Annotated in this window: 20 protein-coding genes; 6 read left to right on the top strand and 14 right to left on the bottom strand. The window is 47.3% G+C overall.

Annotated elements, in window-relative coordinates; all coding sequences use genetic code 11:
* Positions 1 to 14: 14 nt before the first annotated feature.
* Together betA and ACPXXB_RS04365 are read right to left on the bottom strand one after the other, a co-directional pair.
* Entirely contained in the window at positions 15 to 1,682 is a 1,668-nt protein-coding gene (betA, locus tag ACPXXB_RS04370) for a choline dehydrogenase (RefSeq protein WP_423909792.1), read from the bottom strand.
* Between the two features lie 148 nt (positions 1,683 to 1,830).
* Positions 1,831 to 2,607 (bottom strand): dimethylarginine dimethylaminohydrolase family protein, encoded by a 777-nt coding sequence (locus ACPXXB_RS04365; protein ID WP_423909789.1) that lies wholly within the window; start codon positions 2,605 to 2,607, stop codon positions 1,831 to 1,833.
* Positions 2,608 to 2,705: 98 nt separating this feature from the next.
* On the opposite strand from ACPXXB_RS04365, the gene ACPXXB_RS04360 reads away from it, so the two are divergent.
* Positions 2,706 to 2,915 carry a hypothetical protein gene (locus ACPXXB_RS04360; protein ID WP_423909787.1) on the top strand — a complete coding sequence of 70 codons (210 nt, stop codon included), beginning with the start codon at positions 2,706 to 2,708 and terminating at the stop codon, positions 2,913 to 2,915.
* Positions 2,916 to 2,919: 4 nt separating this feature from the next.
* Here the strand turns inward: ACPXXB_RS04360 and hepT are convergent, their stop codons facing one another.
* The 6 genes from hepT to ACPXXB_RS04330 all read right to left on the bottom strand — a co-directional run bounded on the left by hepT (position 2,920) and on the right by ACPXXB_RS04330 (position 6,844).
* Positions 2,920 to 3,339 (bottom strand): type VII toxin-antitoxin system HepT family RNase toxin, encoded by a 420-nt coding sequence (gene hepT, locus ACPXXB_RS04355; RefSeq protein WP_423909784.1) that lies wholly within the window; start codon positions 3,337 to 3,339, stop codon positions 2,920 to 2,922.
* Positions 3,332 to 3,754 (bottom strand): type VII toxin-antitoxin system MntA family adenylyltransferase antitoxin, encoded by a 423-nt coding sequence (mntA, locus tag ACPXXB_RS04350; RefSeq protein WP_423909781.1) that lies wholly within the window; start codon positions 3,752 to 3,754, stop codon positions 3,332 to 3,334. Before mntA ends, hepT begins: the two co-directional genes overlap by 8 nt.
* Before the next feature lie 31 nt (positions 3,755 to 3,785).
* A complete protein-coding gene (locus ACPXXB_RS04345) occupies positions 3,786 to 3,998 on the bottom strand; it encodes a hypothetical protein (RefSeq protein ID WP_423909778.1) in 213 nt (70 codons plus the stop codon).
* 106 nt (positions 3,999 to 4,104) lie between these two features.
* Entirely contained in the window at positions 4,105 to 4,656 is a 552-nt protein-coding gene (locus ACPXXB_RS04340; protein ID WP_423909775.1) for a GNAT family N-acetyltransferase, read from the bottom strand.
* Between the two features lie 75 nt (positions 4,657 to 4,731).
* Complete coding sequence (locus tag ACPXXB_RS04335; protein WP_423909773.1) at positions 4,732 to 5,979, bottom strand: M24 family metallopeptidase; 1,248 nt, start codon at positions 5,977 to 5,979, stop codon at positions 4,732 to 4,734.
* Between the two features lie 82 nt (positions 5,980 to 6,061).
* The gene (locus tag ACPXXB_RS04330) at positions 6,062 to 6,844 is read right to left on the bottom strand and encodes a carnitinyl-CoA dehydratase (protein WP_423909770.1); all 783 of its coding nucleotides are present in this window, start codon (positions 6,842 to 6,844) and stop codon (positions 6,062 to 6,064) included.
* Between the two features lie 402 nt (positions 6,845 to 7,246).
* Between ACPXXB_RS04330 and ppc the strand changes: the two genes are divergently transcribed.
* The 4 genes from ppc to mobA all read left to right on the top strand — a co-directional run bounded on the left by ppc (position 7,247) and on the right by mobA (position 12,236).
* Positions 7,247 to 10,063 carry a phosphoenolpyruvate carboxylase gene (gene ppc / locus ACPXXB_RS04325; RefSeq protein WP_423910948.1) on the top strand — a complete coding sequence of 939 codons (2,817 nt, stop codon included), beginning with the start codon at positions 7,247 to 7,249 and terminating at the stop codon, positions 10,061 to 10,063.
* 151 nt (positions 10,064 to 10,214) lie between these two features.
* Entirely contained in the window at positions 10,215 to 10,892 is a 678-nt protein-coding gene (locus ACPXXB_RS04320) for an ABC transporter permease (protein WP_423910945.1), read from the top strand.
* On the top strand, positions 10,889 to 11,644 hold the full coding sequence (locus tag ACPXXB_RS04315; protein WP_423909768.1) for an ABC transporter ATP-binding protein: 756 nt from the start codon (positions 10,889 to 10,891) through the stop codon (positions 11,642 to 11,644). Before ACPXXB_RS04320 ends, ACPXXB_RS04315 begins: the two co-directional genes overlap by 4 nt.
* Positions 11,631 to 12,236, top strand: a complete 606-nt coding sequence (mobA, locus tag ACPXXB_RS04310; RefSeq protein ID WP_423909765.1) for a molybdenum cofactor guanylyltransferase MobA — start codon at positions 11,631 to 11,633, stop codon at positions 12,234 to 12,236. The genes ACPXXB_RS04315 and mobA overlap by 14 nt, the downstream gene beginning before the upstream one ends.
* Before the next feature lie 30 nt (positions 12,237 to 12,266).
* Here the strand turns inward: mobA and ACPXXB_RS04305 are convergent, their stop codons facing one another.
* Complete coding sequence (locus ACPXXB_RS04305) at positions 12,267 to 12,974, bottom strand: alanyl-tRNA editing protein (RefSeq protein ID WP_423909762.1); 708 nt, start codon at positions 12,972 to 12,974, stop codon at positions 12,267 to 12,269.
* 66 nt (positions 12,975 to 13,040) lie between these two features.
* Positions 13,041 to 14,021, bottom strand: coding sequence for a Gfo/Idh/MocA family protein (locus tag ACPXXB_RS04300; RefSeq protein WP_423909759.1), 981 nt, complete (start codon positions 14,019 to 14,021; stop codon positions 13,041 to 13,043).
* A gap of 595 nt (positions 14,022 to 14,616) precedes the next feature.
* Between ACPXXB_RS04300 and ACPXXB_RS04295 the strand changes: the two genes are divergently transcribed.
* Positions 14,617 to 15,360, top strand: a complete 744-nt coding sequence (locus ACPXXB_RS04295) for a glutamine amidotransferase (protein WP_423909757.1) — start codon at positions 14,617 to 14,619, stop codon at positions 15,358 to 15,360.
* Between the two features lie 199 nt (positions 15,361 to 15,559).
* On the opposite strand, the gene ACPXXB_RS04290 is transcribed toward ACPXXB_RS04295, so the two are convergent.
* The 4 genes from ACPXXB_RS04290 to bktB all read right to left on the bottom strand — a co-directional run bounded on the left by ACPXXB_RS04290 (position 15,560) and on the right by bktB (position 21,780).
* Complete coding sequence (locus ACPXXB_RS04290) at positions 15,560 to 17,335, bottom strand: SLC13 family permease (protein WP_423909754.1); 1,776 nt, start codon at positions 17,333 to 17,335, stop codon at positions 15,560 to 15,562.
* 85 nt (positions 17,336 to 17,420) lie between these two features.
* Positions 17,421 to 19,751 carry an N-6 DNA methylase gene (locus ACPXXB_RS04285; protein WP_423909751.1) on the bottom strand — a complete coding sequence of 777 codons (2,331 nt, stop codon included), beginning with the start codon at positions 19,749 to 19,751 and terminating at the stop codon, positions 17,421 to 17,423.
* A 61-nt stretch (positions 19,752 to 19,812) separates the two neighbouring features.
* Complete coding sequence (greA, locus tag ACPXXB_RS04280; RefSeq protein ID WP_423909749.1) at positions 19,813 to 20,292, bottom strand: transcription elongation factor GreA; 480 nt, start codon at positions 20,290 to 20,292, stop codon at positions 19,813 to 19,815.
* A 273-nt stretch (positions 20,293 to 20,565) separates the two neighbouring features.
* The gene (gene bktB, locus ACPXXB_RS04275; protein ID WP_423909746.1) at positions 20,566 to 21,780 is read right to left on the bottom strand and encodes a beta-ketothiolase BktB; all 1,215 of its coding nucleotides are present in this window, start codon (positions 21,778 to 21,780) and stop codon (positions 20,566 to 20,568) included.
* Positions 21,781 to 21,871 lie beyond the last annotated feature (91 nt).

Here is a 21,871-nt window from a genome sequence, read left to right as displayed (position 1 = left end):
TATAGATGAGGTTTTTAACGTTGACTATCCTGCCAGTTATCGGCCAAGCCAATTGCGGCGCTGGACGGCTTGAGCATGCCTTTTCCTTTGATAATATCGGCGGCGCGTTCGGCGGTCATAATTGTTGGCGAATTCAGATTGCCGTTGGTGATGACCGGGAAAATCGACGAATCCACCACTCTTAATCGGTCTATGCCATGCACCCTGGTTTCAGGGTCAACAACCGCCAGCGCATCGGTTCCCATCTTGCAGGTACAGGACGGATGGTAGGCGCTTTCTACGCCCTGTCGAATATAAGCATCGATTTCATCATTGCTGACTACCGTTTCGCCAGGTTGTATTTCCGCTCCCCGGTATTCATCCATGGCCGGCTGATGCATAATTTCCCGAGTCAGTCTTACACACTGCCGGAATCCTTCTCGATCGCTTTCTTTTTCCAGATAATTGAACAGGATTGACGGTTTGTCTAACGGATGCGCCGATTTAATTCTGATTCTGCCGCGGCTTTCGGGTTTGTTGTGCCCGACGTGAACCTGAAAGCCATGGCCATCAAACGCGGCGTTGCCATCGTATCGCATAGCGGCGGGTAAAAAGTGGCATTGAATATCGGGTGCTTTTATTCCAGGTTTTGAGCGTATAAACGCGCACGATTCGAAGTGATTGGTGGCGCCCAATCCGCTTTTAAACAAATACCAGCGCGCACCAATCAGGAATTTATTCCATAGATCCAGTTTGCCATTCAGGGTAATGTTTTGTTTGCATCGAAATTGAAAATAAAACTCAATATGATCCTGAAGGTTTTCTCCGACTCCGGGCAGATCGTGTATCACCTCGACGCCTGCCGCCTTTAATACTGCGCCCGGCCCGATACCTGACATTTGCAGTAGTTGCGGCGAGCCCACCGAGCCGGCACTGAGTATGACTTCTTTTCTGGCTTCAACCGAATGAATCTGTTCGCCGATTTGGTATTCAATGCCCCATGCCGTTTTTCTGTCCACTGTATTGTCCATGACGATGCGCCGGCTTAGCGCATGGGTGACAACCTTTAGATTTTGTCGTTGCATGACCGGCTTGAGATAGGCGTTTGCGGTTGACCAACGCACTCCATTTTTGACCGTCATCTGCATGGCGCCGAAACCTTCCTGACGATGACCGTTGTAATCTTCTGTGGGCATATAGCCGGCTTGCACACCGGCATCAATAAATGCCCGGTAAAGCGGGTTTTTCATTTCATTTCCATTGTTCACCGCCAAAGGCCCGCCCTGATCCCGGTAGTCGTCTCTACCAAATTTCCAATCGTCCGCTTTTTTAAAGTACGGCAAACAATGTGCATAGTCCCAACCTGTGGCGCCGCTGTCTTTCCATTGCTCGTAATCCATTGCATGACCACGCACATAGACCATGCCGTTTATTGAAGATGAGCCGCCCAGCACCTTTCCCCGGGGGCAATGCAGCGATCTGTTATTGAGGTATGGTTCGGGTTCGGTGTGAAACTGCCAGGCAAACTTTTCCGTACTCATTGGAATCGACAATGCGGTTGGCATTTGCAGGAAAATGCTATTGTCCTTGCCGCCAAATTCCAGCAACAACACGGTCACGGCGGGATTTTCCGTTAGCCGGTTAGCCAGGACACACCCTGCAGAACCCGCGCCGACGATAATGTAATCGAAACTCTCAGCCATAGTTACCCAACCCATTTATATTTTAAGTATCCCCCTTGCGGGAGAATACGTAACGCCGTATCATATCAAACTTGAACTCTGGCAAGGTCTTCAATGAAACGACCAACATTTTTAGTGTTGCCAACGCCCCCAATCACCTAGCCGCCGCTCATGTCAAGCGTAACGACAGACAGGTTAAGCCACCATCCATTTTTGCAATTTCCGATACCGGCATCGCAATCGTTTGAAAACCATTTTCTTCGAGCAGGCGTTGTGTCCCGGGATAACCGTCAGGAATCAACACCTTGCCATTTATCCACACCACATTGGCGGCATACTCTTCACCCTCTGGCACAACCAGTTTTCTGTAAGCCGCTAAGCAATCCAGCGAAAAACAGGTTTGGGTTACCAGCAAGGTGTGTGAGTCGATAAAATTCACGCTGGATTTAAAGTGCAAAGCTTCGGGTACGTCCACAACATCGCCTTGGTAACCATACTCGCTTAATATGTCGCAAAGTTGCTCGGCACCGGGTTGATTGGTGCGTGCGGACAAACCAACGATACAGTGCCGCTTCACATAAGATTGATCTACAATTAAAACATCGCCGCCGTCGATGATGCCGGGTTCAGTAATATATTTTAGCTCCCGAAATTTTGCCAGAACATCGGTGATATGCAACGTCTCACCACGCCTGGAGTCCGCACCAGGGCGCGTGATTACCGATATTTCCGGCGTAACGATGGCGACATCCTCGGTAAAGTAGGCATCAGGGAATTCTTCCAACGCCTCAAGTTCGATAACCTCCAATCCAAGACTCGCCAGGGCATTCGTATAATGACGATGTTGTTCAATTAATCGCTCAAAGTCCGGCTTGCCCCGGTCAACCGAAGTTAGCCCGCGCACCGAACTCTTACCCGGTCGCCGAACGATTGCGTGTTTGTACATTTTCATGGATTTTTATTAACTGGTTTAGATAACCTGAATTGAAATTGCTCCGTTATGCCATCCGCCTTTGGCAAGAAATGCTCTGTTTCAAACCACCAGTGCAACAAGCTGATATTGGTGTCTGTCGCGCCTCGGTAATTTCAATCACGCCATTCCTTCACTTGCTGGCGCAATTTCTGCATCCACGACGGCAATTTCTCCATGCACGCATCGGGTTCGTCTGGCAGCCAGCGGGTAGCGGGGTCTGGAATGACGTGAGGGGAGGCAGAGAAATCAGTGGGGATGGGCATGAAGAATGTGCATTATGAAACGTTACTTCGCTATCGCGGCAGCGACAAGTATGCCAGCGAATTCAATCAAGTCGTCGGCATGTTTGTTGACCACCGTTTCCACTTTTTTATAGTCAATATCCCGATACTGATGAACGACGATATTTCTGAAGCCCAACATGCCAATCAGTTTCCTTTCCAATTCGGCGCTGATGATGTTCGCTTTTCGGAGCAAGGTAAAACTCTCGGCGCTGTCGGATGGAAGTCCCAGCTTTTTCAGGCGGATCACATGATTTGCCAGATCAATACACTGCTCGCAAGCTCTCTGTAAATTGATGACAACCACATCCTGCTTATACAAATCATCAGAGAAAGACTTTTCCGATGGCATGGCGTAATAGTCCCGCGCCTGCTTGATGCACCGCTCTACGCTGGCTTTTTGCTGCATGAGAATGTCAGACATTGTAAAATCTTCCGCTGCTCAAACCGCTTTCAACGATTCCCCGTCGTTCGTCGTTGAGCTTCTGATAGAAAGACAGCGTCAACATTTCAAACTCATCGGTCGCATTCTCATCGGCGCAGTAAATACGTCGCTCGGCGGCGATAACCTCCTTACACAACATTGTCGAGGTATCACGCAAGTTAACCAGATCCGCACGCTCCACCTTCGCCGCCCGCGCTACCTCAACCGAAAGCAGCCCCCAATCCCAAAGGTCAATCATTCGCGCCGTCTCAACCGGCAACAGCACGCCAACATCCACATCGCTATCCCGCCGTTGATGCTCGGTGCCCCAAGTGCCGTAGAGGTAGATGGCCTGGGTGTTTGGGTGGGTGGCGAGGATGGGATGGACGAGATCAGATGTGATTGCCTTATTCATAATTCCCCAATTTGTTGAATTGTTTGTGTTTTCATAGGTCTATATCCCCCACTTCCAAAATCTTTATCGTATCATTACCAAAAATATCCACCACTTTATTGCGCACCTCGTTGCTCTTGCCATTCCACACCAGTTCCACCTCACGCTTGTTTTCAAACAGCATAAAGCGATACTTATCAGGCATCGGCTGAGCGGCTTGCAGATGTTCGTTGATGTCTCTTATTTCCGTGCCAGCGAGCTTCATTTATCGCCCCGATATGGTCGCAAGGTTGGTGGAAAGTTGGCCGTGCATCAATTCTAATGATAAGTAGCGCATTGCATGATTGGATAATTGCCTGATTGTAAGGCATTCACAACAGCGGTATGTCAATTGGCGGGGCATTGGCATTCCCGCTGATTGGATTTTCGCCGGGTTGCGCCTTGGTCAGGATCTTTTCCATAAAAACCGACATTGAATCATCAGGGTCATCAAGATATTGACCAAACCGGTCGCGTTTTTGGTATCCGAATTTTTCATATAAGCCAATGGCTGCAGGTTGATAGATGCCGGTTTCAAGACGCACAATTTTGACGCCTTTTTTACGAGCATCATTTTCAAGGTACGCCATGATAAGTTTTGATATACCCTGGCCGCGACCCGCCGCCCTGACATAGACCCTTTTAATCTCTCCATAGTCACAATCGTGGCATAAATACTTTATCGCGCCAATGCCAAGTAAGTTATTTTCATGGTCATGTTCATTGTAGGCGCCGACAAAACAGACGTTGGGCTTAACTAATTGTTCAACAGGATCCAAATGGTTTGATTGTTCCGGGTAGATTGCCCGTTGATAGTCATCCAATTCAGCGATCAATTCTCGAACGCCAACATCAATCGGGTTGGTTTGTCGTATTTCGATCATGTTTTTAATTCGGGCGCAAAATAATTCCGACCTGGGATCATCAAGGGCCGCCGCATATAAAACCAGATATGCCCGTTACAACCAATCCATCTCCATCGGATAGCCGGTCAACTGCCGCACACCCTGCTGTGTTACCAGCACCTGCTCTTCGAGCTTGACCCCTTCACCGGCATTTTCACAGCCGATATAGGACTCCACGCACAGGGTCATATTTTCCTCGACTACGCCATCGAAACCTTTTTCATCATACGACCCGATATGTTTGATGCTTGGGTATTCGTCGGCCAACCCGATGCCATGAATGAGCGAGCCGTATTTAGTATTGGAAAACGCTGACGGGATTTCCCAGGCAGCCTCGGAAACTTCACGAAAAGTCATGCCCAGCTTAATTACGGACTTGTTGTGCTGGATTTGCTCATATGCAAATGCATAGATTCGACGTTGTTGGTCGGTAGGTTTATCGCCACACACCCAACTGCGCGACATATCCGCGCAATAGCCATATGGGCCGATCAAATCCGTATCGAAACTGACCATATCACCTTGTTCGATGACGCGCATTGAACTTTCTCGAAACCACGGATAGGTTCGTGGCCCCGAGGACAACAAGCGGGTTTCAATCCACTCGCCGCCCATGGAAATATTGGCTTCATGCAGTTTTGCCCACAATGCGTTTTCGGTGATGCCGGGCTCAAGCGCGGCGCGCATTTTTCCAATGCCAATCTCGCACACGTCGATTGCACACTGCATCAGCACCAACTCGTCCGCCGATTTAATCACTCGCGCAAGCTCAAGCACCTCAAGACCATCGTGAATTGAAAGGCCTCTGTTGAGTAATGGCTCGCAACCGGTATAAGACAGCCGGTCGATGGCAAGGCGTTTATTTCCGCCGCCGTGGGTGTTTATTAAATCCGCAATATCATCGGCAAAATTTTCCGCTTTTTCCCGAGTGCGGTTTCCTGCGGTGAAAAAATAAAAAGAGGCGTTAACCCGATATTCATCAATGGTTGAAATCCCTTCTGCCAAATGCGGGTAGTACCCATAATCAAATAAGATCAATGGGCCGTCTGTGGCGATAAAAACACAGCGGGTTTCATAATGAGAACACCAAACCTGCATATTGGTGGCATCGCAGGCATAGCGGCAATTCAGCTGATCGAATAATAAAATTCCCGCATAATCGTGCTTGCGTAGTTGCGCCTGAATGCGTTCCAGGCGGTATCTGCGGACTTTGTCTATATCAACCGGCGGCTTGGTATATTCCATAGCGCCGTGCTGTCGTGCGGCCACATTTCCACAAGAAAGATTCCCGTAAAGATTCATTGATAACGCCGATTCAGATAGGATAAACCGCGTATTTGATACATTGCCCTCTATACATTATTGGGTCACCACGAGGGCTAGCTTACTTGCCTTTCCACACCGGTTTGCGCTTTTCCACAAACGCTAACGCGCCTTCATGCATATCTTCGCTGTTATACAGTTTGTTGACGGTTTTAAGCGCCTGTGCATTAACCAAATCGATGGCCTCCTGAAATGGCAGCGTCTGAGTTGCGCGAACGGTCTCCTTGATCGCCGCAAAAACCAGTGGCGGACCCTGGGCCAGCATCTGTGCCAATTCGTCCGCTCTAGTCATTAGCTTATCGGCCGCGACAATTTCATTCACCAAACCCCATTTAGCCGCCTCGATGGCATCCATCCAACGACCGCTCAACAACATATCCATGGCGATATGGTGCGGCAGCCGTTTTGGCAGCTTGATGGTGGCGGCGTCGGCCAAAGTACCGGCGTTAATTTCAGGCAGGGCGAATGTCGCATGCTCGGCCGCGATAATAATATCGGCGGATATCATCAACTCAAATCCACCGCCGCAGGCGATGCCGTTGACCGCCGCAATAATCGGTTTATTCAAGTCCGGCAATTCCTGCAACCCACCAAAGCCGCCCACACCAAAATCAGTCGTTACGCTCTCGCCTTCCGCCGCCGCCTTAAGATCCCAGCCAGCACAAAAGAACTTTTCTCCGCCACCGGTAATAATGGCCACGCGTAATTCGGGATTATCACGAAACTCCGCGAATACCCTCCCCAATTCCTGGCTGGTCGCGCTGTCGATGGCATTGGCCTTAGGCCGATCCAGGACGACTTCCAGCACCAAACCTTGAATATTTGTTTTTACCGCATCGGACATATTGATTCTCGAATGAAATACTGCTTAATTCAGAGCGTCCCCATAGTATCCTATGAGCACAAGGATGTTCTGATGGAATCTCAAAGGATAGCATTAGATTATTCAGTCCAGCAATAAAAACTCGCGCTTTCAAGTAATAAGTGCAATTAAATGACGCAGCGGTCAAGTGATTCGATAACCGAATTGAATTACGCATACCCTGGAGGCCAGGCATCCACGCACTCCGCCAACCGGCCGGATGCAAGACTGCAAGACCTTCTCGTTTGCTCGAAGATTTCACTTGGCAAACCGATGGCGTCCAGGTACGAGGTTCATTATATTGAATATCAGCTATTAAAAACTGTACTCGTATAAAATATAATAACTTCTTTTGTCAACCATAAAAAATTACCTTTGGAACATATCAATTCAAGCCAGGCCAAATCAAATCAGGCCAAATCAAATCAGGCCAAATCAAATCAGGATCAGCATGAAGCCTTACGCGCCGATGTGCGCCTACTCGGCAATCTGCTTGGTGAAACAATCAAAAAGCGGCATGGCGACAAGTTGTTTAACCTGGTCGAAGAGGTGCGTGGCGTAGCCAAACAAGCGCGCCGGGGTGATCCCGACCAAACTCAAAAACTGATCGAAATCTTGTCTGGATTGAGACCGGTGCATCTTTTCAATCTTGCCCGGGCCTTCACTTTATTCCTGAATCTTGCAAACATCGCAGAGCAACACCACCAAATACGTCAGCGGCGCGCCCTTACGGTGCAAAAATACAGGTTTGCCGGCTCCACTGATGAACAATCCGCAACAACCCACCCCGGTGGATTTTTAGAATCGGAACTGAGAAATTTAATAGATGCGAATATAAAACCTGAAGATTTATACGAGCAGGTTTGTAAACTTAATATTGAACTCATACTGACCGCTCACCCTACCGAAATTTTACGGCGCAGCGTATCTTCCAAGTTTCAAAGGATTGCCGGCCTGTTAGCCGAGCAGGACCGTCACGATCTGTCGGATACCGAAAGGTTTGAAATTAAACTTGGGCTGCATCGAGCCATTACCGAAGTCTGGGAAACCGATGAAATAAGACGGTTACGCCCGACGCCGGTGGATGAAGCAAAAACCGGACTGGTTGCCATGGAACATTCTCTTTGGGATGTTGTGCCTCGAATTTTGCGCGAACTTGACCACGCAATGCATAAGGTAACAGGAAAACGGCTACCCCTGGAAGCCGTGCCCATTCGCTTTGGCTCGTGGATGGGCGGCGATCGAGATGGCAACCCCAATACCACGCCAAAAATTACCGCTCAGGTTTGTGCGTTGTCGCGATTAAAAGCAGCCGAAATGTTTTGGGTGGAAATCGATGAATTGCGCCGCGACCTGTCGATGTCCAAATCCAATCAAGCATTGCGGCATGTGGTCGGCGACCAGGTTTTGGAGCCCTATCGGGCGTTGCTTGGAAGCGTTTTAACGAAATTGAACGCAACGGTAAAGTACTACACCTGGGTTCTTGATAGTGCTGTATCGGTGAAACAATCAAACACAGTATCTATTCCAAAAATCAGCCCGAAAATCGACCCCAAAATTGACCCGGAAATCGACCCGGAAATCGACATCTACCAATTCCGTGAACACCTGAAACAACCGTTAATGTTGTGTTACCAATCGCTAATTGATTGTGGCGATGAAATGATTGCCGATGGTCGGTTAACCGACATTCTGAGGAGATTGGGTATATTCGGTCTGACCATGTTTAAGCTGGACATACGTCAGGAAGCGGCGCGCCATACCGAAACCCTGGACGCGATTACCCAGTTTTTAGGACTCGGCAGCTACGCTGAATGGAACGAACAACAACGTCAGGAATTTTTGTTGAAGGAACTTCAAAGCAACCGTCCGTTAATTGCCTCAACTTTCCCCGAAGCCGATGATGCCAGCGAACAGGTGAAAGAAGCGCTAACCACATTTCGAATGATTGCCGCAGAAAATCACCAATCCTTTGGCGCTTATGTCATATCAATGGCCGCCAGTCCGTCCGATATTCTCGGGGTGACTTTGCTGCAGAAAGAATGCCGAATTAAGCGCCCGTTGCGGGTAGTGCCGCTTTTTGAACGACTGGATGATCTGGACGGCGCCAGTCGATGTATGGATACCCTGTTCAGCAATCCGTGGTACAAGCAATATATAAACGGCAAACACGAAGTCATGATTGGCTATTCGGATTCTGCCAAGGATGCTGGAATTCTGTCCGCATCATGGGGGTTGTACCAGGCACAGGAACAACTGGTCGAAGTATTTGAAAAACATAACATTGAACTCACTTTATTTCACGGCCGTGGCGGCACAGTGGCACGCGGCGGCGGGCCCGCTAAAGAAGCCATATTATCCCAACCTCCGGGCTCGGTGAACGGCTCGATTCGCATCACCGAACAAGGCGAAGTCATCCAAGCCAAATATGGTTTGCCAGGGATGGCGACGGAAACCTTGCAGGTTTACTTGGGTGCAGTGCTTGAAGCTACGCTGACACCGCCGCCTAAACCCAAAAAGCAATGGCGCCAACAAATGACCGAACTGTCCAGGGAGGCGGTAGGCGAATTTCATAGCGTCGTCAGGCATCATGACGACTTTGTTGAATACTTTCGGCAAGCAACCCCGGAACAGGAAATTGGCAATCTAAAAATCGGCAGCCGACCGGCGCGAAGACGCAAAGGCAGTGGCATACAATATTTGCGTGCTATTCCGTGGATATTTGCCTGGACTCAAACTCGATTGCTTTTGCCCGCATGGTTAGGCGTCGGCAGCGCATTACAGCATGCCGTGGATAACGGCAACAAGGATACCTTAATGGAAATGGAACAGAATTGGCCTTTTTTCAAGGCCACGTTGAATGCCATCGAAATGGTATTTTCAAAGTCAAATCCAAATATTTCCGCGATATACGACGAACGCCTGGTGCGCAAGGAACTCCAGTATTTCGGTCAAAACCTAAGAGAAAAATTTCACCAAACCGTTGGGCTGTTGCTGGACATCACCCAACACAAAATACCGCTCGAAAACGTACCCGTTGTCCGCCAATCAGTTGATGTCAGGAACACATATGTGGTGCCGCTAAATCTGTTACAGGTTGAATTACTGGCAAGGATACGGGAGAAAGACGATGACAAGACCCTGGATGCGTTATTAGTCACCATTAACGGCATTGCCGCAGGAATGCGAAATACCGGATAAAATACGATTACCGTATCAGGGAATATCCCCATCAATCTCCGCCAGCGATCTCCCCCCGTCGATGCGTCATCACATTTGCGTATAATTCGGCAATTTGACTATCGTGGCTGACTATTGAACATTTGCCTTGCAATCTCTTGCCTCGACCACTATGGACGCCCTCAACCTGCTATTTAGCGGAGATGTTGCGCTATGGGAAATAATTGGCATCTCTTTTAGGGTTTCATGCACTGCCATACTGGTCGCAAGCCCATTTGCGCTTGGCGTTGCCTTCATATTGGCTTATTTCAATTTCATCGGTCGGCAGCTGTTAATTTCGATATTCAGCACGCTGCTGGCTTTCCCCGCTGTCGTAGTGGGGTTGGTGGTTTACATACTGTTATCCAACCAAGGGCCGTTAGGCGATTGGCGCTTGCTATTTTCCCAAACCGCGATGATTATCGCTCAAATAATTCTATGTCTGCCGATCCTGATTTCAATCAGCCATGCGGCTTTCCAGGCGAACGATCATCATGCATGGGAAACCACAAGAACATTAGGAATTCCCGGGTTTAGAGCCTTTCTTTTAATCATCTATGAGGTCAAATTTGGGCTTCTTGCGGCATTCCTCGCCAGCTTTGGCCGCATCATTGCCGAGGTCGGTGCATCAATGATGGTGGGTGGCAATATTCTGCACCATACCCGCAATATTCCGACCGCGATTGCGCTGGAAACCAGCAAGGGTAATTTTTCCCAAGGTATTGCTCTGGGAATTGTGCTATTACTTTTGGCATTTATATTGAATATCCTGCTTCAATATTTCCAGGGGCGGGGTAAACTATCGCCATGACTGGGAAAATAACCTTCAGCAGGATCACGAAATCGTTCCCTGGGTCGTTTTCCGGGGCGTTTTCCGAGACCAAGTTACTCAGCGATGTGGATATTGCGCTGCATGGCGGAAAAGTCACACTGCTGACCGGGCAGAACGGAACCGGGAAAACCACACTACTTAGGATACTTGCTGGCCTGTTAAAACCGGATTTCGGCATCATCAATTTTGGCGCAACTGATGAGCATTGGAAACAGGCACGTAAACGTCTCCTGAAAAATGTGATGTATCTCCACCAACGACCCTATATGTTCGAAGGCAGTGTGTCGCGCAACATGGCACTGGCGGTACCCGGATCAATGACCAGAAAACAAACTAGGGAACGAGTCAATCAAGCTTTGGAATGGGGCATGTTGACCAGACATGCGTTAGCCAATGCTAAAACTCTCTCTGGCGGGCAGCAACAGCGTGTCGCGTTAGCACGAGCATGGTTACGCCAATCACCGATAATGCTGCTGGATGAACCGATTGCAAATATGGATACCCAATCCAGCGCTCGGACAATTAAACTGCTGCATCAACTAAAGGGTGCAAATACAGCAATTTTGATTTGTAGTCATAACCATCAGATTTTTGATAGCCTGGTCGACCGACACGTTGAGTTAGCCAATTATCAATTGACCGAAACTCAATCGATCAAAGCCGACAATCCGTACCGCGGTAATATCACCCACATAAACAGAGAAAAATTCAAGGACAATGCCGCACGGTAATATGGAAGGCGAAACCATTTGCGATATAACCGGATTGATTCTGGCTGGCGGATTGGCTCGAAGAATGAACGGTCAGGATAAAGGATTAATTCTATTCCAGGGTGAAGCGATGGCGCAGCGTATTGCGCGAGCGTTACGGCCTCAATGTAGTCGCATTTTAATTAATGCTAATCGCAATATCAGTGAATATGAAAAATTTGGTTACCCGGTAATCTCGGACCGATCCACGGGTTTTCAAGGACCGCTTGCCGGAATGCTAACCGGACTGAATCACATTTCAACCTCGTGGATGGTTACCGCGCCCTGTGATGGCCCTTTTATGGCAATCGACTATGTGAAAAAAATGAATCGGGCAGTTACCTTAAATAATCATGCTATTGCGGTTGCATCCTGCAATGACCGGCTACAACCTGTGTACGCCATGATTCATCAATCACGTATAGAAAGCCTGGAAGCATTTCTTGGTGGCGATGAACGAAAAATTGATAAATGGTACGGCCAGCATGACTATACCCTTGTCGATTTCTCCAACTCCCCGCAAATGTTTGAAAACATCAACACGCCGGAACAATTACGCGCTTGGAACGATTAAGCCAACCTGCCGGGGACTGACTAGCCTGACCTAGCTCGCAAATTCGATGGTAATTCTACGATTTTGCTTGCCCTTATTTTTGATGCTTTGTACCCGAACCGGGCCGATTTCTGCGCTATTGGCGACATGTGTGCCGCCACAAGGTTGCAAATCCGCTTCCCCAAATTTCACTAATCTGACCTTGCCACTTCCCATTGGTGGCAATACGGACATCGTGCGTATTAGTTCAGGTTGTTGCTGCATTTCCCGGTCGGTGATCCAGCTTAATGTCATGGGATGGTTTCCCTGAATAATTTCGTTTAGCCGTTGATCGAGATCCTCTTTTTCCGGCGGATGGGGTAAATCGAAATCCAATCGACCGTTGCCATCGCTAATCGAACCGCCGGTTACCGGCGCGGCAACCGCGACGCAGAGCATATGCATACAGCTATGCATACGCATCAGCCGATGACGCCGCTGCCAATTTAAGGTCAGGGTTACGGTTTCACCCGTTTCCGGCATCAACGCCCCTTCTTTAACGATATGCAGATGTGCGCCACTATCCCGGTCCTTGTAACAATCCAAAATTTCCAGTTGCTCACCGGTTTCACGGGTCAGCATGCCAACGTCACCGGGTTGACCGCCGCCGAGGGGATAAAAAACTGTCCGGTCAACGGATATGGCATTCGGATAAACCGCTGTTACCTCCGCCTGGCAAAATTTCAAATAACCATCCTGCCTGAATAATTCTACTGTCATTGGTCGAAACTCATTGGTTAAAACTCATTGTTGCTGTAATTTTGATGCCGCAATTTTTTGCGCGTATCATCCGTAATACGCGCCCCTACGGGGCTTGCGCGAAAAATCGCTCCCGGCAATTTTTTCTCGTACCAGTTGTGCAACTTTGACCGAGAGTAACCCATCGTCCCCTGACACCAGAGGTTGTTTGTTATGCGAAACGCAATCGATAAAGTGCGCGAGTTCCGCATTTAACGGAAGTTGCGGCGTTACCTCGATATTTCGGTGTAACAATTCAGGAAACTTGCTCCCCGATTTAATTTTACCCGGTTTAACCTCTTCAAGTTGCTGATCGCTAAAATTCAACCCCAGATACATTTCATGGGAAAACACTCTGATACGTCTGAACTGGCTACGTGAAACCCGGCTCGCAGTAACATTGGCAACCGCGCCATTATCAAATTCCAGTCGGGTATTGGCAATATCAACATGATCGGTGATAACCTGAGTGCCTGTGGCAGATATATTAGTAAGATCTGAGTGAATCAGCGATAACACGATATCAATATCATGAATCATTAAATCCGTCACCACGTCAACATCGGTAGCCCGTTCAACAAATTCACCTAATCGATGTGCCTCAATAAATCTCGGACTGCTGGCTAGTTCAGCAAGTTTCATGACTCCGGCATTGAACCGTTCTAAATGACCGATCAGCAGGATCACCCCATTTTTCCTGGCAAGTTCTACAATTTCAGCGCTTTCCGCAACACTGGGCGCAACCGGTTTTTCCAGCAACATATGCACGCCGGCCTTGAGGAAGGATCGAGAAACCGCTAAATGCAAACTGGTGGGGACAACGATACTGACCGCATCGATTTGACTCTCAAGCCCGGAAGTGCAGGTTAACGCCTGACAGTTATTCTTATCCGCAATGCTGGCAGCAACCGATTGGTCGGCATCAACAACCGCAACCAACTCCACGTTATCCATATTGGCGTAGATCTTGGCGTGAATGCGCCCAAGATAACCGACTCCAACCACTGCCACACGTATTGGTTTAGACATAATTAAACATTGGATTTCTTGATATTTTCAGTCATAACAACTCAATGAAAGACGGTTCTTGCTTTTTCAGGGTATTCCAATCCTTATTTTGTTTCCCTTTATCAGGACACTAGCCCGTTCAAGAAAACACCACCGCCTCATGTATAGACCTGATTCATCAACTCGATTTCCGTACATGTCCGTATCAGACCAATACAGCATACCGTCTTTTTACGCAAATTACTTTGTGCGGGTTGACTATCTATGGGACAAAATCAAGCGGCCTGCATGAGTTGTTGATAATACGCCATCGGCATCATTAAATCCAAACTATTGACCGGACACACCCGTCTTGAATGCGTTGATACCCAATCCCGCTGACAATCCTGCGCGCATTAGGGCCAATCTGTATCAGCTCACCGGGCGGCCTGGAGCGCATGAAGATGATGTTGGCCTTCGGCCATGCTTGACCTAACCGCTTCACCAACAACGCCAGAACCGCTCAGGCGTGTTTCACGCCATCATTAGTGTATGCTTGTGTGTTTTTCCGACCGGCATTTGGGGTAGTTGTGGCGACAAATATACTATTACTTTACAGACCATTAAAAACAACAACATGCCAAGCAAGAAAAAACCATTTCTGATTATTCAGCTGCGGCCCGAGAATGAGACAGCGAACAGCGAGTTTGAAGCGATTCTGCAATACGGCGGGCTTCGGGAAAATGAGGCGGTCCGAGCTCGGGTTGAGCGCACCGGTCTGCCTGACATTAACCTGGACGACTACGCCGCCATCATTGTCGGAGGCAGCCCGTTTGATGTGAGCACGCCAGAATATCAGAAAAGTGAAATACAGAAAAAGATTGAAGCGGACTTTATGAAACTGTTCGCAAGCGTGGTTGCAGCGGATTTCCCATTTTTAGGCGCATGCTCCGGCAATGGATTGCTGGGCTCATTTTGCGGAGCGAATGTCTCAACAAAATACGCCGAGCCGGTTGGCGGAGCCGACATTACGCTTACAGCGGAAGGAAAAAAAGACCCGCTGCTGAGCGGATTCCCAACAACATTTCGCGTGTTGCTCGGACACAAAGAGGCATGCGATGAAATCCCGCCAGGCGCGATACTTTTAGCGCGCTCAGAGGCATGTCCGGTGCAGATATTTCGGGTGAAAAACAATATTTATGCCACCCAATTCCATCCAGAAGGCGATTGTGAGGGATTTACAGTACGAATCAATGCCTACAAACATCACGGCTATTTTCCTCCGGAAACCGCCGAACAGCTTATTGCCGTAATTAAAAATGAAGATACGCCGGTGCCAAAGCGGATTCTCTGCCGATTCGTCAAGCGGTACCGGAACTAGCCCAGGCAATTCAGGGGGTAATACTTGAAGGATACCAAGGGCAGGTTTCACATTGCACACACAAGACGATTAGTATCATGGCGATATGCCCTCATTACTCGACAAGCCCATGCTCACATCATTTTGATCACAGCGCCTTGATCACAGCGGGTTGGAAATTTAATCAGTGTTTTGCCGGCCTCTTATAACAAGCCTACAATCAAAGCGGCCATACCCAAATAATCATTGGAATCGATACCGCAATGACAATGATCTCCAACGGCAATCCCATGCGCCAGTAATCACCAAATCCATAGCCGCCTGGCCCCATAATCAGGGTATTATTTTTATGGCCAATGGGCGTCAAAAACGCGCACGATGCGGCCACCGCCACTGCCATAAGAAAAGGATCGGCGCTAACCCCCAGGCGGTTTGCGATGTCGATGGCGATGGGCGCAGCAATGATTGTGGTGGCGGTGTTGTTGAGCACATCAGACAGCGTCATGGTCACCACCATTAATAATGTCAACACAATCATCGCACCATAACCCTCGGAAAAACTAACAATACTTTGGGCGATAAGTGCCGTGCCCCCAGACGCCTCCAGCGCAGAACCAATCGGAATCATGGCACCAAGCAAGACGATGACCGGCCATTCAATGGCGCTATAGATTTCACGTACCGGGACGATGTTAAATCCGACCATAATGATACAGACTATCGCTAACGCGACTGGCAAATGCAGTATGCCCACGCTGGCGGCAGCAATGGCGAGAACGAACGCGCCGACTGCGACTCCAGCTTTGTTGCGTTGTATCACTTGCAAATCCCGTTCCTGCAGGGGTAGCCCGCCCAACCAGATAGCAATATCCGCTAATCGCTCGGTGGGACCAAGCAACAGCAACACGTCGCCAGCCTGAATAGTCAATTTTCGAACCCTATCCCGAAACGATTTGCCCCGACGTGAAACGCCCAGCAAGGTGACACCATGGCGATAAAGCAGTCTAACGCCCAATGCCGTGCGCCCTTCAATTCTAGCCCCTTCAGGAATAACAATTTCAATCAGCGAAAGATCTTCCCCGATTAAGCTATCGTGTTTTTCAGAACCGATATATTCCAGGCCATGCCCGCCAACAAATGCATCTATATTGGTCGCATTCGCCTGTATCACTAGTAAATCGCCCTGCTTAATTCCCTCTCGTCTTGCATGCCCTGGAAATCTTTTACCTCGCCGAACCAGGCCGATAATGGCCACGTCGGCATCTTCACCGTCGGCATCCAGGTCTCGGACTTTTTTACCGATTACCGATGACTTTGCCCCTACTCTGACTTCCGCCACATATTCCTGGATTTGGAACAACTCCCTGGCCGCACCCTGGTCGCTGGTCACATTTGGAATAAGACGCCACCCGACCAGTGTCACAAATAGAACGCCGGCTACTGCTGCAACAATACCCACGGGTGAAAAATCAAACATTCCGAATGGTTGGCCAAATGCCTGCTCCCGAAAACTGGCAATAATGATATTCGGCGGTGTCCCGATTAGCGTAATCAAACCGCCCAGGATGGATGCGAAGGACAAAGGCATCAGTGTTAGCGCCGGACTCCTTTTCGCCTTTGCCGCGGCCTGCATGTCGATAGGCATGAGTAACGCCAGAGCCGCGACATTGTTCATAATCGCCGATAAGCCCGCGGCCACCGCGGACATAATGCTGATATGAAAAAACAATGAGCGACCGGCATCAACCACATACTTGGCAATCAGTTCAATGGCGCCGGAATTTGAGAGACCTCGACTGACAATGAGCACCAGTGCAATAATGATGGTGGCATGATGCCCGAATCCATCAAAAGCATTTTCTTGCGGCACGACGCCGATGATGATTGCTGTGATCAATGCGCCAAAAGCAATCAGGTCATAGCGTATCTTCCCCCAAATCAGCAGGGCAAATACGGTGCCCAGCAATGAAAACAGCATCATCTGGTCAGAAATCATGCCAATCTAATAAAATGGGCTAATAAACTCAGGCCTTTGCACGAGCCGTGAACGCGGTTTTATTTTGTCCGAGCACTGCGCCTTGTTATGTGCGCACACTCAATGATGATGAGTAAGGCATTGATTTAATGCGCTGATCCATAAATTCGAAATCTGGTTTTTTGTTTTTGGTTGGCAGTTTTATGTTTATTTCTTTCATTCTTGTTTGACTGCATTTTCTGCCGTAATTGTATCTATACTGTTCTAAATTTAAAATTGTCACTAAAAACATTGCTACATATTTATTCATTTCAAAATTAGGGACTAATTTTTCAACATGGTCGCTCGCTGAGAAAGGCAGTTCTTGATAAGCGCAATATCCCAGAACAGCGCTGTCAATGGTCAGGCATCCTCCGTATTCAGTATAAAAATCATAAAATCCTTCAATGCCGTTATTTGTTGCTTGCGTAGTCACATAAGGATATTTCCCTTTTCCGTATTCTTCCAGTTCTAACAGCGGGGTTGTTTTGCTTCCCGTGATTTTAAAGATTTCAGATAATTTAAAATATTTCCAATTTTCAATATTTAATTCAATATTTTTTATTAAAAACGGTTTTCTATTGACTTGATTAACCAAACCATTTCCTAATAAATAGGTAACATAACCTAATAATGTCTTTATGAAAAAAGTTTCTTTCAACTCAGAGTAATTTGTTTCCATATAAGACTCTGCGGCCCACTCCATTTTATTTGTCACTGTTTTTTTTACGCAAAAACCAGGTTCATCTTTTCTATTGACATAGTTTGCAAGCCACTTTTCTTTTGTGGACTGCCAGCATCCATAGACATCAATTCTGCCTTTGCCTTTTCTTTTTACAAATCCATCAGTTTTGTAATAGCCAAAATAAGTTTCTTTGTGATATAGGTGTGGTCGGTGGGCAGTGAAAATCATGACACAAGAAACAACCGATACTTTAGAATTAAAAAACAATTCATCAGGCATGGATAACACTGCTTCAAGAGTATGTTTTTCTAAGAGTCTCTTTTTTAATTCTAAAATTTTGCCTTTTTGCGCTAATGCACTTTGCATTGGCACAATTGCAATGCAAGTTCCACCATCAACCAAGCATTCCAAATTATTTAAAATAAACTCCAGTTCATCTGTATCAGTTTTTTTATTCGATTTGTACGGTGGATTTAGAAAGCCAACGGTGGGTTTCTTTTCTTTGACTTTATTTATAACCGATTGATTAAAACAACTATCATTTATAATGTTTGTTTTTCCATCTTGATGCACATACATATTAGAAATTGACAAGGCAAAAATATGTGCTTGATATTCAGTTCCTATTAGTTGTTTAAATTTTATCTCTGCAATTTTTTCTTCGTCGCCTTTAGCGTCAGCGATCATTGTTTTCATCGCGCTGATCAAAAACCCGCCCGTTCCAGTACAATTATCATAGATAATTGAGTGTTTATTAACCTGAGCTAAATCAGAAAAAAGTTCTGTGATGTGCGGGGGAGTTAGAACAATTCCAAGTCCTTTGTCGCTATTGGCATACCGTAGAAACTCAATATAAAGTTGCCCTAAAATATCAAAGTATTTATGGGTTTTAATGAAATTATTTATATTTTCATCAATATCATCAATCGTTTCCTTTAGTATTTTGTCGGTTTTGGATAAAGATGTGTCAGTTTGTATAAACCCGAATTGAATTTTCAAGTTTTGTAATTTATTTCCTGTGATATCCTGGCTTTCTAGCTCATCCGCAACGATTTTAACAAGTGAATCGGCGAGATTTTGAGAGGTTTTATGTGAAGCATATGATCTTTTAAAAGCAGTATTTTCCAAGGCGATTAAAATTGCGCTAATCAGTAAACTTCTTTGACTTTCTAATATCTTGTAAGTATGTAATTTTTCATTGAGTTCTTTAGTGAACACTAAAAGAGCATTATAATCCTGCCTGAATTTTTCAGGGCTTTTTAAGTATCCGTTTAAATAATATTCCGCATTTAAAAGTTTATCAGCAAAAATGGAGATTGCTTTTTTCTCGCCTTTTAAATGCAGATAATGAGAAACCCTTAAAGACTGTTTCGTTTCACCGCTTATGGCAATCGCTAAGACATCGAAACCTTTTGACAAATAAGAGGCGTAAAGCAATGCTCCATCAACGGCGTATTCTGAATATTTATCCCTATCTCCGCTTTCATGCTTTGCCGTACTTGCTTTACATTCAACAACAATTAGCAAATCAGGATTTTCTTTATAAGTAAGTATAAACTCAGGATAGCCCGTGCCACCTCCTTTTTTGGAAGCGAATTTTAACAATTTGTTAATTTTTGGATTGTCCGAGATTTGTTCTTCTATCTCAATATAATCGGTAAAATTTTCAAAATGTTTTCGCGCTATTGCTTCAGTTTTTCTTTCGTTTGCCATTGTTCTACTTGCCTCCAACACTCAGGACAATTGCCGTCTGTGAAATGAAATCTGCGGAACGCTATTTATAGGCCACGCTGATAATTTCGTAAATTCGTTTTCCGCCCGGCGCGATGACTTCGACTTGATCGTCAACATGTTTTCCAATTAACGCCTTTCCGATTGGGGAACTGATGGAGATACGCCCTTTGTTAAGATCAGCTTCCAGATTACCGACCAATTGATAACTCACATTGCTATCTTGCTCGGTATCGTATAAATCCACATAGGCGCCGAACACGACCTTTCCTTCCTGGGCAATTTTGACCGGGTTAATTATTTCTGCTATGGACAGGCTGGATTCAAGCTCCGCGATACGCCCTTCTATAAAACCCTGTTGTTCTTTGGCGGCATCGTATTCCGCATTCTCCGACAAGTCACCGTGCGATCTTGCTTCCGCAATAGCGGCGATAACATTCGGGCGATCAAAACTTTTCAATCTCATTAACTCGGCGCGCAATTCGCTGGCGCCATTGCTGGTCAATACCACTCTATCGTTCATTTCAAAAGCCTATGGATTTCTGTCTTGACACTTTAAGGGTGTCATTCAAATAACGTTCAAGTCTTTTAGTTATTCCAATTGCGCAGCATTATACCTCAAAACATCATTAAGCACTTCTTTGGTATCAGCATCATAAATGGGCGGCGTTTTTATCTATTCAATTTCTGTTTTAGAAAATTGCAACGGATTGGCAACCCCAAGCACGGTGCCTGCAACTGGATGCGGCAAATCAATTTTCATGCCTCTGACGTTTATCTTCGGCTAGGTAAACATCTAACCTTCTCTTTCAAACAATGCGGCAATGCCCTGTCCACCACCGATACACATGGTGACTACCGCATAACGTCCGCCAGTACGTTCAAGTTCTGAAATCGCTTTTTCGGAAATGATGACACCGGTCGCACCAACTGGATGCCCCAATGAAATACCGCTGCCGTTGGGATTGAGTTTCTCTGCGGGAATGTCGAGCTCCCGGGCCACGGCAATCGCCTGGGCGGCAAACGCTTCGTTGACTTCCCACAGGTCGATGTCTTTGACGGTAAAATCCGTGCCTTCAAAAAGATTTTTAACCGCAGGCACCGGACCGATGCCCATGTATTTTGGCTCAACCCCGGCATAAGCATATTTAACCAGTTTAGCGCGCGGCGTCAGCCCATTCGATTCACAACGCTCGCGCTCCATCAAAACCATCGCCGCCGCCCCGTCATTAATCCCCGAAGCATTTCCGGGCGTGACCATGCCGTCTTCCTTGAACACTGGTTTAAGTTTCGCTAGGTCTTCCAGCCTGGCATCGAATCGAACATGCTCATCCTGCTCGAAAAACCCGTTTCCCTTTAACGCGCCGCCCTTTTTTCCTCTTGCTTTGATGGGCAACTCGATGGGCAATATTTGAGATTTGAAATAACCCCGCTGTATGGCATTTTGTGCGCGCTGGTGACTGGTTAACGAAAACACATCCTGTTGCTCTCGGCTTATACTCCATTTTTCCGCAATATTTTCCGCGGTAATCCCCATATGACAATGTTCTATGGGGCAATGCAGCGCTGCCAGCATCATGTCGATTAACTTGCCATCGCCCAGGCGGTTGCCAAATCGTGCGCCAGTGGCGAGGTATCCACCCTTGCTCATCACTTCAACACCGCCAGCAACGGCGGTGTGGCATATTCCCAATTCGATCTGCTGTGCCGCGGTGATGATCGCTTGCATGCCGCTACCGCACAATCGATTAACGGTCACTGCGGGGGTGTTATGATGCAATCCACCGTTAAGCGCCACGACCCTGGAAATATACATATCCTGGGCTTCGGTATGAATAACATTGCCAATCACGCAGTGGCCGACGGCGTCCGCATCAATCCCCGCGCGCCTGACCGATTCCGCTACGACCGCCGCGCCAAGCTGGGCCGGCGTATGGTTTTTCAAACTGCCGCCGAAGGTTCCAACGGCAGTACGAACACCACTCACAATAACAACTTCTTTCTTATTCAAAATTTAACTCCCAAGATATTTCCGGTATTGGAAATAACACTTTAATCAATCATAAATGAACCCGAGTAGGCTTAAACTAGCAACACCCACC

The organism is Candidatus Spongiihabitans sp. (genome assembly GCF_965237845.1).
Taxonomy (GTDB): Bacteria; Pseudomonadota; Gammaproteobacteria; order Arenicellales; family Poriferihabitantaceae; genus Spongiihabitans.
The sequence above is the reverse complement of the archived record's forward strand: the minus strand, read 5'-3'. Positions and strand labels throughout refer to the sequence as shown.